At 66.4% G+C, this 16,186-nt stretch carries 16 protein-coding genes and 1 pseudogene; 7 read left to right on the top strand and 10 right to left on the bottom strand.

The window, feature by feature from the left end; genetic code table 11:
• Positions 1 to 2: 2 nt before the first annotated feature.
• The 5 genes and pseudogenes from ABXG85_RS08060 to ABXG85_RS08040 all read right to left on the bottom strand — a co-directional run bounded on the left by ABXG85_RS08060 (position 3) and on the right by ABXG85_RS08040 (position 3,876).
• Positions 3 to 536, bottom strand: coding sequence for a GTP-binding protein (locus tag ABXG85_RS08060; protein ID WP_353513205.1), 534 nt, complete (start codon positions 534 to 536; stop codon positions 3 to 5).
• Entirely contained in the window at positions 533 to 1,174 is a 642-nt protein-coding gene (locus ABXG85_RS08055; RefSeq protein ID WP_353513204.1) for a DUF4388 domain-containing protein, read from the bottom strand. The genes ABXG85_RS08060 and ABXG85_RS08055 overlap by 4 nt, the downstream gene beginning before the upstream one ends.
• 129 nt (positions 1,175 to 1,303) lie before the next feature.
• Entirely contained in the window at positions 1,304 to 1,699 is a 396-nt protein-coding gene (locus ABXG85_RS08050) for a hypothetical protein (protein ID WP_353513275.1), read from the bottom strand.
• Between the two features lie 327 nt (positions 1,700 to 2,026).
• Positions 2,027 to 2,245, bottom strand: a pseudogene (locus ABXG85_RS08045) (transposase family protein); the annotation flags it as partial.
• A 125-nt stretch (positions 2,246 to 2,370) separates the two neighbouring features.
• Positions 2,371 to 3,876, bottom strand: a complete 1,506-nt coding sequence (locus ABXG85_RS08040) for an alkaline phosphatase (RefSeq protein WP_353513203.1) — start codon at positions 3,874 to 3,876, stop codon at positions 2,371 to 2,373.
• Between the two features lie 567 nt (positions 3,877 to 4,443).
• Here ABXG85_RS08040 and ABXG85_RS08035 point away from each other — a divergent pair.
• From ABXG85_RS08035 to ABXG85_RS08005, 7 genes are all read left to right on the top strand, one after another.
• The gene (locus ABXG85_RS08035; RefSeq protein WP_353513202.1) at positions 4,444 to 5,436 is read left to right on the top strand and encodes a LacI family DNA-binding transcriptional regulator; all 993 of its coding nucleotides are present in this window, start codon (positions 4,444 to 4,446) and stop codon (positions 5,434 to 5,436) included.
• A gap of 70 nt (positions 5,437 to 5,506) precedes the next feature.
• Positions 5,507 to 6,811 (top strand): sugar ABC transporter substrate-binding protein, encoded by a 1,305-nt coding sequence (locus ABXG85_RS08030; RefSeq protein WP_353513201.1) that lies wholly within the window; start codon positions 5,507 to 5,509, stop codon positions 6,809 to 6,811.
• Positions 6,812 to 6,848: 37 nt separating this feature from the next.
• On the top strand, positions 6,849 to 7,778 hold the full coding sequence (locus ABXG85_RS08025; RefSeq protein ID WP_353513200.1) for a carbohydrate ABC transporter permease: 930 nt from the start codon (positions 6,849 to 6,851) through the stop codon (positions 7,776 to 7,778).
• 3 nt (positions 7,779 to 7,781) lie between these two features.
• Positions 7,782 to 8,237, top strand: coding sequence for a carbohydrate ABC transporter permease (locus tag ABXG85_RS08020; RefSeq protein ID WP_353513199.1), 456 nt, complete (start codon positions 7,782 to 7,784; stop codon positions 8,235 to 8,237).
• Between the two features lie 42 nt (positions 8,238 to 8,279).
• Complete coding sequence (locus ABXG85_RS08015; protein WP_353513198.1) at positions 8,280 to 9,413, top strand: RNA-guided endonuclease InsQ/TnpB family protein; 1,134 nt, start codon at positions 8,280 to 8,282, stop codon at positions 9,411 to 9,413.
• A 41-nt stretch (positions 9,414 to 9,454) separates the two neighbouring features.
• Positions 9,455 to 9,727 carry an ABC transporter permease subunit gene (locus ABXG85_RS08010; protein WP_353513197.1) on the top strand — a complete coding sequence of 91 codons (273 nt, stop codon included), beginning with the start codon at positions 9,455 to 9,457 and terminating at the stop codon, positions 9,725 to 9,727.
• Positions 9,728 to 9,736: 9 nt separating this feature from the next.
• Positions 9,737 to 11,020: a GH1 family beta-glucosidase gene (locus ABXG85_RS08005; protein WP_353513196.1), complete on the top strand. Its 1,284-nt coding sequence runs from the start codon at positions 9,737 to 9,739 to the stop codon at positions 11,018 to 11,020.
• Here the strand turns inward: ABXG85_RS08005 and ABXG85_RS08000 are convergent.
• The 5 genes from ABXG85_RS08000 to ABXG85_RS07980 are packed head-to-tail and all read right to left on the bottom strand — an operon-like array spanning position 11,017 to position 16,074.
• Positions 11,017 to 11,685 carry a response regulator gene (locus ABXG85_RS08000; protein ID WP_353513195.1) on the bottom strand — a complete coding sequence of 223 codons (669 nt, stop codon included), beginning with the start codon at positions 11,683 to 11,685 and terminating at the stop codon, positions 11,017 to 11,019. The genes ABXG85_RS08005 and ABXG85_RS08000 overlap by 4 nt on opposite strands.
• The gene (locus ABXG85_RS07995) at positions 11,631 to 12,971 is read right to left on the bottom strand and encodes a sensor histidine kinase (protein ID WP_353513194.1); all 1,341 of its coding nucleotides are present in this window, start codon (positions 12,969 to 12,971) and stop codon (positions 11,631 to 11,633) included. The genes ABXG85_RS08000 and ABXG85_RS07995 overlap by 55 nt, the downstream gene beginning before the upstream one ends.
• A 16-nt stretch (positions 12,972 to 12,987) precedes the next feature.
• On the bottom strand, positions 12,988 to 14,100 hold the full coding sequence (locus ABXG85_RS07990) for an ABC transporter ATP-binding protein (protein ID WP_353513193.1): 1,113 nt from the start codon (positions 14,098 to 14,100) through the stop codon (positions 12,988 to 12,990).
• A 12-nt stretch (positions 14,101 to 14,112) separates the two neighbouring features.
• On the bottom strand, positions 14,113 to 15,816 hold the full coding sequence (locus ABXG85_RS07985; protein ID WP_353513192.1) for an ABC transporter permease: 1,704 nt from the start codon (positions 15,814 to 15,816) through the stop codon (positions 14,113 to 14,115).
• 9 nt (positions 15,817 to 15,825) lie between these two features.
• Positions 15,826 to 16,074 carry a hypothetical protein gene (locus ABXG85_RS07980; protein WP_353513191.1) on the bottom strand — a complete coding sequence of 83 codons (249 nt, stop codon included), beginning with the start codon at positions 16,072 to 16,074 and terminating at the stop codon, positions 15,826 to 15,828.
• Between the last annotated feature and the right edge of the window lie 112 nt (positions 16,075 to 16,186).

The raw sequence follows: 16,186 nt of genomic DNA, 5'->3' as shown, positions 1-16,186 counted from the left end.
TCTCACCAGACCCCTTGCCACCTTTCCCCTGTCACCAGTTCCAGGATGCGGATAAGGGCCAAGGTGGCGCTGGTGGGGCTTGTGGCGTTCATCCCCACCACCTGCTCGGGGGGGAGGCCAAAGTAGTCGGCCACCTCCCCGGGGGTCCAAACTTTGGGAAGGTCCTGCCGCGTCACCCCCACCACGAAGGGCACGGGGTGGCGGGAGGTCAGGTACTCCAGAACGTGGCGGGCCTTGGGGAAGTCCTTGGGGCTATCCCCCGACACCAAGACCACCAAACCTAAGGCCCCCTCCACCAGAACGTCCCACATGAAGTCAAACCGCTCCTGCCCCGGGGTGCCGAAGAGGTAGATGGGCACCCCGTCCAGGGTGAGGAGGCCGAAGTCCAGGGCCACCGTGGTCTTTGCCTTGCCGATTTCCTCCGAGGCCCACTCGTCGGTTTCCACCACGGGGATCTCCGAAAGGGACTGGATGAAGGTGGTTTTCCCGGCGCCCACAGGGCCGGACACCAGGAGCTTCAGGGGCTTTCCCGTCATCCCCGCCTCCCCACGAGCGAGGCGAGGAGGCGGCGGAGAAGGCCCCGTTTCTCCTCGTCCGCCCGCGTTTCCCGGTAGGCCCTCACCGGGGCGACCTTGCCCGCCAGGCGCAGCTTGTGCAGGTAGTAGGCCACCTCGTCCACGGGAAGCCCCAGCCGTTGGGCGAGCTCCTCGGCGGAAGCGCCCCGGGCTAGAAGGGGCCGGGCCCGCTCCCAGAAGGACCAAAGGGGCTCCTCCAACCAGACCTCCAGGGCCACCGCCTGGAACCGGGTCTTGGGATCGGGCAGGTGGGGCCGATAGGCGGCCAGCTCATCCACCACGGTGGTCATGGCGAGGAGGATCCGCTCCAGGGGCCAACCCAGGGTCTGGCCGTTCGGGGGCGGGGGCGGGGTGCCTTGGGTGAACTCGAAAGCCCCCTCCTCCATGCGGAAAAGATCTTGGAGCGCGGAATGCGCCTGAACCGGGTCTAGGACCTTCGTCCCTTCCCTCACCCAAAGCACCTTTCCCCCCTCGAGGGCGATGATGTAACTCGCCTTGCGGCCTGGGAGGTGGAACACCTCCAGCACCCCGCTTCTCCGACCGAGCATCCCCACCAGGTCGGGAAAGGGCATATCCCTTAAGTTTCCGAAGATGGCCATAGCTGCGCCACCACCTCCTTCGGCGCCGGGGGAAAGACCGGAATCGTTTCCCCCTTTCTTAGCGCACGCTCGGGCTCCTCGCATCCAGATTACAACAGAACCTCAATACGTAGGTATTGACCTTACCCCCTAAGCTCCGACGAAGCCAGGGGGATAGAGGCGTTGCCGCCAGGAAACGAAGGCTTCTTTGAGCGCCTTCCCCACCAGGTGCCTCCCCCACCAGGTCCGGGGGAAACGATGCGGGGTCCTCGGGAGAAGAAAGCCTCTCCCCAAGGAGCAACCCCAAAGCGTATATACCGCATAGAGCCCCAGGAACCTAAGGGCGGAAAGGGGACGGAAGGAGAAGGCCTCCAGGGCCGCCTTCCAGGTGCGCTGGCGCGCGACCCTCTCCCACACCCCTCTCCGGTGGAGCAGGGACACCAAAAAGGCCCAAAGGGCCGCCAAGACCCGCGCCCCCACTCCCCGCGCCCGGCAGGCGTCCTCTCGGAAAAGAACGTCCCGCGCCCAAAGGGAGGAGCTCCCCAAGCCCCCTCGCCTCCATCCCCTTGAACCCCTCCAGTCACCTCCGGGTACAGGTACCCCGCGTCCCCCACCAACAGCTTCCCCTCCAAGCCCTCGGCCCCAAGGCGCTCCAGAAGGGTTAGGAGGGGCTTCCCTTCTTTCCCTTCCGCCTTCGCCTGGGCCAAGGCGGCGCCCAGATGGAGGGCTAGCCCCTCCACCCGCTCGAGCTGGGGACTGCTCCCTTCGCGGCTTCCCCTTAGCCCCTTCCCGTCCACCACCCGAACCTCCTCTAGGTCCGCCTCGGGAAAGACCTGGAGGAGGGCCCGCTCCAGGGCTTGGGGAGTCCAGACGGCGCGGGATGGGGGTCACCGTGGGGTGGCCGGGGACCTCGCACGGGCCCAGGTGGGGCAGGAGGTGGGGGTTGGCGCGGGCGAAGTGGGACACGCCTCTCAAGGAGTCCATGCGGCGGAGGAAGGCCGCCAAGATGAGGGCCAAGAGACCCCACAGGGGGTATTGCCGGTGGTGGGCCCTGGGGTCGGGGATCTGGGTCAAAGCCTCGCACGGGGTCATGTTCCTTCTTTACCCTACAGCCGTATATCGGTCAAGTCTGGGGGTACAAGGCAATTTACTAGACAAGTCTACCCTAAGAGAAACCCGCCCCTTGTAGGGGCGGGGGAAGGAGGAGCCTTTAACCCCTAAGCCCAGACGTCTTCGGGGTGGCGCGCGCCCTGGGGCCTGGCCTTCAGGACCTCCAGGGCCTCTTCCTCGCTCATCACCGGGTTCTGGTAGCGGATCCCCAGCGCCTCCCCCATGAGGCGGAAAACATGGGTGTTGTCCACCAGGCCCAGGCTCACGAGGCGGAGGCCCTGCCCATACAGGGCTAGCACCACCGGGCTCGCCGTGTGCTGGCCCGAGTTGTAGCCAAAGTTGGGCCGATCGGGTTTGGCGGCGTTGCGCTGCACCATGGCCCAGGCCATGGTGTTGTCGGGCTGCACCCCCTGCCGCACCCCCTCGGGCCAGGGGACCCGGTCGCGCAGGGCCCGCACCACCCTTTCCGCCTCCTCGTCCGTGAGGACCACCCCCTTCATGGCCCGGTAAGCCTCCTTCACCTGGGCAGCGTCGGGGCTGGCGCCAAGCTGCCGGCGCATGTACTCAAAGCTGGCCCGCTGCGCCTCCAATAGGTCAATCCCTTGGGAGCTTTCCAGGTAGCTCCGCCCCGCCCCGTAGAGGGCTCCCGTCCCGGTGGCATGGTCGGATACCAGGATCAAGAGGGTGTCGGGGTGCTGGTCCACGAAGGCGGTGAGAAGCTCCAGGGTTTCGTCCGCGGCTAGGACATCCCAAAGAACTGCGGCAGGGTCGTTGATGTGGTTGGCGTGATCGATGCGGCCCGCCTCCACCTGCAGGACAAAGCCGTTGCGGTACGAGGCCAAACGGGGCAAGGCCGCCTGCACCATCTCCTTGAGGCTAGGGACCTTGAGCCCCTGGAAGCGGCGGTCCACCTCGTAGGGAACATGGCTGTCGGAGAACACGCCCAAGAGCTTGCTGGCGTTGGTCCGGGCCAGCTCCTCGAGGGAGCGCACCACCCCGTACCCCGCCTGGGCGAAGGCGGCGTAGAGGTCCTTTTTGTCCTGGCGCTTTTCCGGGTTGAAGAACCGATCGCCCCCACCTAGGTACACCTCAGCCCCAAACCCCAAGTACTGCTCGGCGATCTGCGCCTCGGCGTTGCGGTCGCGGTTGGAAATGACGAAGCCCGCAGGGGTGGCGTGGGTCACGGTGGTGGTGGTCACCAGGCCCACCGCCTTTCCCGCCTCCTTGGCGGCAGCGAAGAAGGGCTTCAAGGGGGTGCCGTCCGCATGGATGGCCAGACCCCCGTTCACCGTCTTCACCCCCGTGGACATGGCGTTGGCCGCGGCGCTGGACTCGGTGACGTAGCTGGTGAGGCTATAGGTGTTCACGAGGCCGTTGGGGTAACGGGCCAGAAGCCGCTCCAGGGCCAAAACCCGCCCCTGACGCCGCCGGGCGTAGGCCTGGGCCACGGCGTAGTCCTCCCAGGAGAAGCCGTCATAGACGAAAACGATCAGGTTGCGGTAGCGCCGCCCCAAGGAGGGGGCGTTTTGGGGAGCCCCTTGGGCTACCCCTCGGGGCAGGAAGGCCAGGGTTCCGGCCAGAATGCTTCCCTTTAGGAGATCGCGCCGCTTCACACGAACTCACCTCCCGAGTGGAGGGTAAGGGGCCATTTTCAGGGGTGTGTCAGAAAAGCGGACTGAGAGTGACCCGGGTGGCGTACTTGGACACCAGCGCCTTGGTGAAGCGCTATGTGGAGAAGGCCGGAACCCCACAGGTGCAGGCGCTTATCACGGCTACGACGCGGTCGATCTGGCTGCAGCCCTGCTTTGGCAAGGGATGCTGGAGGTGCCGGTGGTCTTGGCCGCCTTTGATAGGAACCTTTGGGCAGCCGCCAGGCGTAGGGGCCTCGAAGTCTGGCCGAGCACCGTGTAGGGCGGCCAGGGCTTGGGAGGCCTTTCTGGGGCGAGCACCGGTTTGGGACGCGTATGGGACGGCCTTACAGAGGTCACGGCCACCCAAGAGGCTACTCCTGAGAAGAGGAAGAAGGAGGCCTTAGGGCGAAATCCTAAGCGTAGAACCTCGCACACATCCCTTTCCCGCTCATGGCTCGTCCTGGTGAAGTGGGGGCTGGAGCGAGAACCAGAAGGTTAGGTAGCCATCTTGCAAGCGCTTTCATACCCTGCTATACTACACTCCAAACCATGACGCGCACCCACCCCACCATCGCCGAGGTGGCCCGCCGCGCCGGGGTTTCCCCCGCCACGGTTTCCCGCGTCCTCAACGGCACTGCCCGGGTGTCTCGGGAAAAGGTGCGGGCGGTGCTCCAGGCCATCGAGGAGCTCGGCTACACGCCGAGCCCCCTGGCGCAAAGCCTGGCTAAGGGGCGCTCCTACGCCGTGGGCATCCTCCTTCCCGACTTCGGGAGCCCCTTCTACGGGCCCATCCTCGAGGCCATCACCCTGGAGCTAGAACCCACCCCCTTCCGCCCCATCGCCGTGCCCGGGCACTGGAGCCTGGTGCGGGAACTGGAAGCCCTGGACTTTCTCAAGGGCCACCGGGTGGAGGCCGTGGTCCTCCTCGGCACCTCCTTGGAGGAGTCCGCCCTGGAACCCCTAGGGGTTCCCGTCTTGGCCTTTGGCCAGTCCCTCCTTGGGCCTAAGATCTGGTCCTTGGTCCTGGACAACCGGGAGGCCGCCTACCGGGCCACCCGCTACCTCTTGGAAAAGGGGCACCGCCGCATCGCCCACATCTCCAGCCACCGCGGGGGTCTGGACGTGCGGGAGCGCTTGCTCGGCTACCGCAAGGCCATGCGGGAACTGGGGCTAGCCCCCCGGGTGGTCTACGGCAACCTCCAGGAGGACGGCGGGTACGAGGCGGCGAGGGAGCTCCTGGCCCGCTTTCCCGACACCACCGCCATCTTCGCCGCCAACGACCAGACCGCCATCGGAGCCCGGCTCTACCTCTTCGAGCGAGGGCTCTCCGTACCCGAGGACCTCTCCCTGGTGGGCTTCGACGACATCCCCCTGGCCGCCTACCAGATCCCCCCCTTGACCACGGTGCGCCAGCCCGCACGGGAGGTGGGCCGGGCCCTGGCCCAAGCCCTCAAGGATCTCTTGCAGGGAGAAACCCCGTCCCTCTCCCCTATTTCCCTGCAACTGGTGGAGAGGGCTTCGGTAAAGGAGGTGAGAGCCTGAGGAAACCGGCGGCCCTTCGGCCTTAGGCCCCTGGACCGTCCCCACGGACGGGTTGCGCGAGGAGGTTTGCATGTGGAAGAAAGCGCTTTCAAGCCTTTTCCTCGTCCTTTCCTTCGGCCTAGCCCAACGGACCCTCGAGGTCTGGATCATGCCCAATAGCGGCCAGCCTGCGGAGGACTTCAAGGCCCTGGTGGCCCCCTTTGAGCGGGCCAACAACGTGGAGGTGAAGGTCACCGTCCTGGACTGGGGCGTGGCCTGGACCCGCATCACCGCCGCCGCCACCAGCGGGGTGGGCCCCGACATCACCCAGCTCGGCACCACCTGGGTGGGAGCCATCAGCGCCATGGGGGTTTTGGAGCCCCTGGACGACGTGCTCCAAGCCCTAGGCGGCCGGGAGGCCTACCTGCCCGCGGTTTGGAACACCACCCGCCTGGCGGGCAGCGCCCGGGCCACGGCCTTGCCCTGGTTCTCCGAGCTGAGGGCGTTTTACTACCGGACCGACGCCCTTAGGGCGGCGGGGGTCAACCCGTCCCAGATGTTCGCCAACTGGCAGAACTTCGAGGCGGGGCTCGCCCGGCTCGCCGCCTCTTCCTTCACCGACCCCGAAACCAAAGGGCGCCTCGCCCCCCTCTGCACCCCGGGCAAGAACTCCTGGGACGTCCTCCACAACGCCGCGCCCTGGATCTGGGGTGCCGGGGGCGACATTGTGCGGCAGGCGCAGGGGAGGTGGCAAAGCGCCCTGAGCACCCCCGAGAGCCTCCAGGGCCTATACTTCTTCCTCTCCCTGGCGCAGAAGGGCTATGTCCCAGCGGAAAGCCTGGAGAAGAACACGGCGCAAATCGAAGCCGATTTCCAGGCGGGGAAGTGCGCCGTCTTCGCCAGCGGTCCTTGGATGATCCAGCGGGCCCAGGTGCCCGAGGCCCGGGGGGGCTTCGCCGAGCGGGTGGCGGCCAAGAACATGGGGGTGGCCCCCTACCCCGCAGGGCCCAAGGGGCGGTACACCTTCTTTGGCGGCTCGAACCTAGCCCTCTTCAGCTTCTCCAAGAACAAGGAGCTGGCCAAGGAGCTCCTCAAGTACCTGGGTAGCCCGGAGGCCCAGGTCAGCTACGCCCGCATGAGCGGCATGCTCCCCGCCCTCCGCACCGCCTGGAACGCCCCCGAGGTCCAGGGCAACCCCCTCATGCGGGTCTTCGTCCAGGCCGCCCAGTTCGGCCGCACCTACCCCACCCTAGCGGGCTGGGGCGGGGTGGAGAACCTGGCGGTGCAGCACCTGGGCATGGCCTGGGACCTGGTGGCGCAAAAGCGGCTCACCCAGGAAGCCCTCAAAGACCTCATGGACAAGGCCTCCACCGCCATCAACGGCGCCTTGAGGTAAGGCTGGTGGGGGGGCTTATGCCCCCCCTTCTTTCCCTATGTCCGCCTGGTCCCGCTTCTGGCACCGCTACGGCCTGGCCTACCTCTTCGTGGGCCCAGCCCTTTTGGGAATGATCCTGGTCCACTACGGCCCCATGCTCCAGGGGATCTACATGGGGTTTTTGGACCTCAGGCTAGCCACCCTGCGGCAGTACCTGGCCGCCCCCTTCGTGGGCCTGGAGAACTACCGCGAGATCCTCTTTGACCCCCAGTCCACCTTTCGCACGGGTTTCCTCTACGCCGTGCGCACCACCTTGCTCTATGCCCTGGCGGTGAACGCCTTGACCCTTACCTTGGGCCTCCTCTTCGCCCACGTCCTCAACCGCCCCCTCCTCCTGCGGGGGCTGTGGCGCACCCTCTTCCTCCTCCCCTGGGTGGTGCCCAGCTACGTGGTGGGCCTCCTTTGGGGGTTCATGTGGCTCAAAAACGGGGTCATCAACACCCTCTTGGTGGACGTCCTCCACCTGCTCCCCGAAAAGCCCCACTGGCTCATCGGTCCCCTCACCTTCGTGGCCATCGTCCTCCCCACGGTGTGGCGGAGCTGGCCCTTCGTGATGGTCACCTACTTGGCGGCCCTCCAGACCGTACCCCAGGAGCTCTACGAGGCGGCCAAGGTGGACGGGGCTACCCCCTGGCAGCGCTTTCGGCACATCACCTGGCCCCTCCTTCGGCCCGTGACGGCCATCCTGCTCCTCTACGGCCTTCTTGGGACCCTATATAGCTTCAACATCGTCTACATGATGTTCGGCCACGGCGCCGGGTACCCGGGGGAGTGGGGCGACCTCCTCATGACCAACCTGTTCCGGAACACCTTCGGCATGTGGAACTTCGGCCTAGGCGCGGCCGCCAGCACGCTGTACATGCTCCTGACGCTGGGGCTCATCCTCTTTTGGTACCGGGTCTTCCGCGAGGACCTGAAGGCGAGGTGAACCATGCGGGAAGAACGTTGGCTTGCGTGGGGCGCTTGGGGCGTTCTGGCCCTGGGGCTTTTGGGGCAACTCTTCCCCATCCTTTGGATGGTGAACACCTCCCTGATGACCCAGCTGGAAGCGGCCACGGGAAGCCTCTTTCCCAGGGTGGCCCAGTGGGGGAACTACCTGGAGATCTGGCGGGCCTTGCCCTTTTTCCAGTACCTGAAGAACTCCCTTCTGGTCTGCGGCCTGACCACCCTCTTGGCCCTGGGGGTGGCCACCCTGGCGGGCTACGCCCTGGCCCGCTTCCGCTTCCCCGGGGCGGAGCTTTTTGCGGGGAGCGTCTTGCTCACCCAGGTGATCCCGGGGATCCTCTTCCTGATCCCCATTTACAGAAAAGGGGGTGTGGGGGCCATAACGCCCCGGTTTTCAAACCGGGGATCCATGGACCCCCACGCGCTCCTTCGGAGCGCATAGCGGGATAAGCGAAAAGCGCGCTATCCTACGTGGAGGACGGGGATGCGCAAAGCCTTCAAGTACCGCCTCTACCCCACCCAACCCCAGGCCAAGGACCTGGAGCGCACCCTGGACCTCTGCCGCCACCTCTACAACGCCGCCTTGCAGGAGAGGAGAGAGGCCTACAAGAAGGCGAAGAGAAGCGTGTCCTTCTCCGAGCAAACGCGGTGGCTCCCAGAGATACGAGCCGAGCTTCCAGAGTACAAGCGCGTCCACTCCCAAGTCCTCCAGGATGTCCTCCAAAGGGTAGAGCGGGCCTTTCAAGGCTTCTTCCGCCGACTCAAAGCCAAAAAGGGGAAGGCGGGCTACCCCCGCTTCAAGGGAAAGAGCCGCTACGACTCCTTCACCTTCCCCCAGGCCTACGCCACCGGGGTCAAGCTCCAAGAAGGGGTGAAGCGGGTTCTTATCCATGGCGTCGGCTCGGTGAAGGTCAAGCTACACCGTCCCCTGGAGGGGAGGATAAAGACGGCAACGATAAAAAGGGAAGGTGATGCGTGGTACATCATTTTCCTCTGCGAGGTGGAGCCTAAGCCTCTTCCCCCATCTGAGGAAGCGGTGGGCATTGACCTGGGCACCAACCCCAACTTCCTCGTTACCTCGGAGGGGGAAGAGGTCAAAGCGCCCCGCTACTTCCAGACAACCCAGGAGAAGCTGGCGAAGAAGCAGAGGGCGCTATCCCGCAAGAAGCGGGGCAGTTACCGATACCGGAAGATCAGGGAAGAGCTAGCCAAACTCCACAGGAAGATAGCCAGGCAACGGCTCAATTTTCACCACACGGTAGCGAGGAGCCTGGTCAACCGCTACGGGACCATCGTTCACGAGGACCTGAACATCCAAGGCTTGTCCCGCTCCCCTCTTGCCAAGGGAGTCTTGGATGCGGGATGGGCACAGTTTTTGCAGATCCTCGCCTACAAAGCGGAAGAGGCTGGTAGGCGGGTCATCGGGGTAGACCCCAAACACACGAGCCAGGATTGTCCCAAATGCGGCCACAGGGAGAAGCGACCCTTGTGGGTCAGGGAGTACACCTGCCCCGCTTGTGGAACCCTTCTGCACCGGGACGTGGCCGCCGCGCGGAACATCCTGGCTAAGGCCTGGACGGGGCCTTCGGGGATGGTTGAGGCTTTCTCCCCAACCTAAACCGAGAAGCCTCGGACTTCAGTCCGAGGAGTCGTCACCGGGTGATCCTACCCCTAGCCCTCCCGGGCATCGCCGCCACCGCCGTCTACATCTTCCTCACCGCCTGGGACGAGCTTCTCTTTGCCCAAATCCTCACCACCGAGGCCACCGCCACCATCCCCGTGGGCATCCGCAACTTCGTGGGCAACTTTCAAAACCGCTACGACCTGGTGATGGCCGCCGCCACGGTGGCCACGCTCCCGGTCCTCTTCCTCTTCTTCCTGGTGCAACGCTGGCTCATCCAGGGCCTCACCGCCGGGGCGGTCAAGGGATAGGAGGGGCGCGTGGAACGGGAACCTTTTCTCTTCGGAGCCGCCACCAGCGCCTACCAGATCGAAGGGGCCACCCAGGAGGACGGGCGGGGGCCCTCCATCTGGGACGCCTTTGCCCGGCGCCCTGGGGCCATTCGGGATGGGAGCTCGGGCGAGCCCGCCTGCCAGCACTATCGGCTGTGGCGGGAGGACCTGGAGTGGATGCGCTGGCTGGGCCTAAACGCCTACCGCTTCTCCGTGGCCTGGCCCCGCATCCTCCCCGAGGGCCGGGGCCGCATCAACCCCAAGGGCCTCGCCTTTTACGACCGACTGGTGGACGCCCTTCTGGAGGCGGGGATCACCCCCTTCCTCACCCTCTACCACTGGGACCTGCCCTTGGCCTTGGAGGAGCGGGGCGGGTGGCGGAGCCGGGAAACCGCCTTCGCCTTCGCCGAGTACGCCGCCCTGGTGGGCAAAGCCTTCGCTGACCGCGTCGCCTACTTCGCCACCCTCAACGAGCCCTGGTGTAGCGCCTTCCTCGGCCACTTCACCGGGGAGCACGCCCCGGGCCTACGGAACCTCGAGGCAGCCCTCCGCGCCGCCCACCACCTCCTCCTGGCCCACGGGCTCGGGGTGGAGGCCCTCAGGGGTGCTGGGGCCAAGCGGGTGGGCATCGTCCTCAACTTCACCTGGGTGGAAGGGGAGGACAGGGAGGCGGTGGACCGGGCGGACCGCTACCACAACCGCTTCTTCCTGGACCCCCTTTTGGGCCGGGGCTACCCCGAAAGCCCCTTTGCGGAAACCCCGGGCTTCCCCGTTCACTCCAAGGATTTGGAACGCATCGCCCAGCCCTTGGACTTCCTGGGGGTGAACTACTACACCCGGGCCCGCGTGGCCCCAGGAGAGGGCCGCTACCCCGTGCGCTACCTGCCCCCGGAACGCCCCACCACCGCCATGGGCTGGGAGGTCTACCCCGAGGGGCTGTATCGCCTCCTCAAGCGCTTAGGCCGGGAAACCCCCTGGCCCCTTTACGTGACGGAAAATGGGGCCGCCTACCCCGACCGCTGGGAAGGGGAGGTGGTGGAGGACCCGGAGCGGGTGGCGTACCTCAAGGCCCACCTGGAGGCGGCGCTTCGGGCCAAGGCCGAGGGGGTGCCCCTTCAGGGCTACTTCGTCTGGAGCCTCTTAGATAACTTCGAGTGGGCCCACGGCTACACCAAGCGCTTCGGCCTCCTCTACGTGGACTTCCCCACCGGGAAGCGCATCCCCAAGCGGAGCGCCTTTTGGTACCGGGAAAGGCTCCGCCACGGGCTTTAGCCCTTTGGGCCTACGAGGCGGTACCGCCGCAAGGGCCGCCCCATCCCGCCGTGGACCTGCTCCGCCTGCAACAGCCCCTGGCGCCGCATCCCCTCCAGGTAGCGCCAGGCGGTGACGCGGGAGAGCCCCAAGGCAGCGGCCACCTCCTCCACCGTCAGGGTAGCCTGGGAGCGGAAGAGGCCCAGGACGCGCTCTTGGGTTAGGGGGTCAAGGCCCTTGGGCCCCCTGCCCCGGGCCAGAAGACGGTCCAGGTCCGCCTGGGAAACCTCCCTTTTGCTTCGGAGGGCCCGGAAAGCCCGGTATCGGCTCAAAGCCTCTTGGAAGCGGCTGCGCCCAAAAGGCTTCACCAGGTAGTCCATGGCCCCGCCCAGGAGGGCCCGCTCCACGGTGGGCACGTCCTTGGCGGCGGTGATCACGATGACGTAGGTCCCCTCCAAGACCGGAAGTAGATCCAGGCCGTGCCCATCGGGAAGGTAGAGGTCCAAAAGCACCAGGTGAGGCTCCACCACCAGCGCCTGCAGGGCCTCGGCCAGGCTCGAGGCCAGCGCCACCTGAAACCCCTCCCCCTCCAGAAAGGCCCGGTGCAAGACGGCCACCCGCGGCTCGTCCTCTACGATAAGGGCCCGCTCCACGGCCCGGCTAGACGGATCCAGAACACCGTCCATCCTTCCTCCCGGTGATAGCCCAGCTCGCCCCCCACCGAACGCACCTGGGCCCGAACCAGGGCCAGACCGTAGCCCCGGCCCTCGCCCCGCCCGCTTGCCCCAGGAAGGAAGAGGGCCTCCGTCCCTGGGGGAAGCCCCGCACCGTTGTCCCGGACCTCCAGGCGCAACCCGCTTGCCTCCTGCTGGAAGCAGACCCGCACCACCCCCCCAGGCCCGGCGGCCTCCAGGGCGTTGTCCACCAGGTGCCCCACCGCCGAGAGCAAGACCTCTGCCAGGGGCGCATACCGGGCAGGCAGCCTGCCCTCCAAGGCCAACGCCACCCCGAGCTCGTGCGCCCTGCGGCGCTTGCCCAGAAGAAGGGCGGCGAGAAGGGGCACCTCCACCCGGGACAACACCTGCTCCAGCTCCGCTTCCGCCTCCGCCTCGCTCTGGATGAGGCGCAAGGCTTCCTCCACCCGCCCCAGCTCCAGCAGGCCAGCCATAACGTGGAGCAGGTTGTGGAACTCGTGGGCTTGGGCGCGAAGAAGATCCAGGTGGCGGCGGCTTTGCGTGAGGTTTTCCGCCAACCGTAAAAGCTCCCGTTGGTCCTGGAAGACCACCACCCTGTGTTCTCCCACCCACCGCACCCGTACCCGGGCGGGCCGGCCCGTGGGAAGGGGCAGGGCATCTTCCCCGGCAGAAAGCGCAAGGGCATCGGCCAAGGCGGGCCAGATCCTGCGCAGGGATATGGGCGTGAGCGCTTCTGGGGCCAAGCCCAAGAGATCCCGGGCCCGGGGATTGATCAGGACGACGCTTTCTCCTTGAACCACGGCCACGCCCTCCTCTAAGGCGACCAAGGCCGCCTCGAGTGCGGCGAGCCGCCTTCGCGCCTCCCCCAAGGGCCACCCCAGCGCCCGGCGGAGGGCCCCGTAAACCCGGGCCCTGGCCCAAAGGAGCGACGCCAGGGCCAAGAGGAGCGCAGGCCCCCAGGCGGGCAGGTACAGGGGGTGGCTCCGCACCACCTCCAAGGCTCCGGAACCCCAAGGCCAGCTCACCCAGGCCCGAAGCTCCCTTGGGCGCACCTCCACCCCCTCCGCCTTCTCCCCAAAGAGGGGCAGGGGGCTTCCGGGACGGTCGGTCAGGCGAACCCCGAGGAGGGAGAGCGAGGTGTCCCCTGCCTGCGCCCCTGCCACCCTCCGGGCCTCGGCCAGGAGGGCTTGGCCGAGGTAGCCGTTGGCCCGGATGGCCTCGAGGAGCCCCAGGCCCAAGAGCAAGACCAGAAAAGGCGCCAAAAGGGCGCGGACCACGAGGGCATTATGCGCCCTAGGGGCTGGGGTAGGCCAGGGCGCTTTCCGGGTCAAAGCCGAGGCGCACTCGGGGACCCGGGAGCGGGGTGGGGCTTACCAGCCTTAGCAGGGCCTCCCCCACCTGCACCCATTCCTCGTAGTGGGCCCCCAGGTAAAGGCTGTGCACCCGCTCCCCTTCTAAGACGTTTACTTCCCCGGCCCCTGCCAGCCGCAGGACCTCCGGGCGGAGGACCAGCTTGGCAAGCCTCCCGGGAACCACGGACCCCATGGCCCTGGCCCGCAAGGAAAACCCGGCAAGCTCCAGCCGGACCAGCCCCTCCTCCAGGGCCACCACCAGGGCGTCCACCACGTTGGGGTTTCCCAGGAAATCTGCCACGAAAAGGGTCCTGGGATTCCGGTAGAGCTCCTCGGGGGTGCCCACCTGCTCGATCCGGCCCTCGTTGAGCAAGGCGATGCGGTCGGCGATGGCCATAGCCTCCGCTTGGTCGTGGGTGACAAAGAGGGCGGCCTTGCCGGTAGCCTTGAGCGTCTCCCGGAGCCAGACCCGGGCCTGGTCCCTGAGCTTGGCGTCCAGGTTGGAAAGGGGCTCGTCCAGGAGGAGGAGCTTGGGGTCGTAGGCCAGGGCTCGGGCCAAGGACACCCGCTGCTGCTGGCCCCCGGAAAGGGCCCCGGGGTAGCGCCCTTCCAGCCCCGTGAGGCCTAGCCGATCCAAGAGGGAGAGCACCCGCTCCCTCACCTCCTTCTCCGGCACCCGCCTTAACCGCAACCCGTAGGCCACGTTCTCATAGACGGTGCGGTGGGGCCAAAGGGCGTAGGACTGGAACACCAGGCCCAGGTTCCGCCGCTCGGGGGGAAGGAAGATCCCCCTCGCCCCGTCAAAGAACACCTCGTTGCCCAGGGCGATCCGTCCCCCTGTGGGTCGCACCAGGCCCGCCACGGCCCGAAGCAGGGTGGTCTTGCCCGAGCCCGAAGGGCCCAAGAGGGCCACCACCTCCCCTGGGGACACGGTGAGGTCCACCCTCTGGAGGACCAGGTTCTCCCCCAGGCGCACCTCGAGGGCCTCCACCCCTAAGGAAGCCTCCTTAAGCCCAGGACCCTGCCCTGGGGTTTTGAGCGATCCCTTTCCCATCACGCTTCACCTCTACAAGCCTTGGGGTCGGACCCCGAGGCGGTTGGCCAAGAGGAAAACGGCGCTCACGATGAGGACCTGCAGGGTGGCCAAGGCGGCGATCACGTCCACCGCCCCCGTGCCCCAGAGGGCCACGATCTGGGCCCCTAGCACCTCCGTGCCCGCCGTCAGGAGGTAAACGCCCGTGGAGTACTCCCGCACGAACTGGATGAAAAGCAAAAACCAGGCGGTGAGGACCCCGCCCCGCAAGAGGGGAAGTGTCCCGTGGAGAAATGCCTTCACCGCCGACGCTCCGACGATGCGCGCCGCCTCCTCCACCTCCCGCCCCACCTGAAGGAGAGCGGCGGTGAGAAGGCGGACCCCGTAGGGCATCCAGACCACCGTGTAGGCCAGGATTAGGGCGAAAAGCGTGTTGCGCAAGGGAGCGATGGGCTTAAGGAAGAGGAACAGCCAGAGAAAGGCCAGTCCCATGACCAGGCCCGGCACCGCCCGGGGAAGGCCCGCCAAATAGTCCAGCACCCGGCCGTACCGCCCACCCCGCTGGATGCCCAGGGCGATGAGAAGGTAGAAGGCCAGGGCGACGATCCCCCCCAGGGCCGCCACCACAAGGGTGTTGCTCACCGCCCGGCTTAGGTTGGGAAGCTTAAAGACCTCCACGTAGTGGCCCAGGGTGAACACCTCCTTTAGGTCGACCCCGGGGCCCCAACTGGAAACCAGGCTACGGAAAACCACCCCCAGGACCGGCAAAACCACAGCGACGAGGAGGTAAAGGGCCAAAAGGGAAGCCCAGACAAACCGCAAGCGCCCTAGGGGAAGCCGCTCCGTGCGGTACCCCCGGGCCCCGATGGCCACGTACCGCCCCTCCATGCGCCCCACCAGGTAGCGCTGCAGGAGGACCAAGGACCAGGCGATGAGGACGATGGCCACGCTCACCGCCGCCATCAGGTGGTAGGCGGAGGTGCCGGTGATGGCGGTGAGGCGGTACAGGTAAGTGGTGATGACCATGATCCCCTTGGCGTCCCCCAGGACCAAGGGCAGGCCAAACAGCTCGAAGCCCAAAAGGAGCATGAGGGCGGCGCTATAGACCAAGGCGGGGCGCACCAAAGGGAAGGTGACGCTCAAGGCAACCCAGGTGGGCCTCGCCCCCGCCACCCGGGCCGCCTCCTCCAAGGAAGCGTCCACGTTCTGGATGGTGCTGGCCACGTAGAGATAGACGTAGGGCACGTGGGTCAGCCCGGCGATGACGGCGATGGCGGGTACGGTATAGATGGTCCAAGGCACCCGGCCCAAAACGCCCTCCACCAGGCCCGAAACCAGGCCTGAGGGGCCGAAGGCCACGATGAAGCCGATGCCGAGGATGATGGGCGAGATAAAGACGGGGGCAAGGAGGAGGAGCTCATAGAAGCGGGCGAAGGGAAGGTCCGTCTTGGTCACCAAAAAGGCAAAGAGGCTTCCCAAGGGGACGGCCACCACCACCATCCCAAGCCCGATGAAGAAGGAGTTCTTGAGCGCCTCAAAGAAGTACGGGTCGTGGAGGATGTAGCGGTAGGCCTCGAGGCCCACCCGCTTAAGGGGCGCAAAGAAAGGGGCGGTGAGGAGGCTCTGGTAAGCGAGGATGCCAAGGGGGGCCAGAACCAAAAGCCCCACCACCCCGGTAAGAAGGGGAAGCGCAAAGCGCCCGAGGCTATGGGAAAGGATGCCCCGCACCGGCGCCATTCAGCCTCCCTACTGGCCCCGGATGGCCTGGCGCCAGAAGTTCAGGAAGCGCAGGCGCTCCTGCGGGTCCAGGTTCTTCAGGATTTCCCGGGACACGGGGATGGCGTACACCTTGTCCTTGCCCCCCACCGCCTTGTAGAGGGCCTGGGGCGTGGCCTCCCCCACCACCGTTTCCCTGCGGGCGAAGATCAAGGCGGTATAGGCCATGAGGTTCTGGCCCCGCAAGGAGAGGAGGTAGTCCAGGAAGGGTCGTGTCAAGAGTTATGTGTAAGAGTCTGTGTACGGGGGGCATACCGCTCCTGAAGCATCTTCTCCAGCACCTCCTTCACCTCCGAGAACCCCTTTAGTTTCCGTTCTGCCCACCTCCCTT

Origin of the sequence: Thermus sp. LT1-2-5 (assembly GCF_040363165.1) — a bacterium.
In the GTDB taxonomy this organism is placed as follows: Bacteria; Deinococcota; Deinococci; order Deinococcales; family Thermaceae; genus Thermus.
Note: the sequence above shows the minus strand (reverse complement) of the source record. Positions and strands in the feature narration are given on the sequence as shown.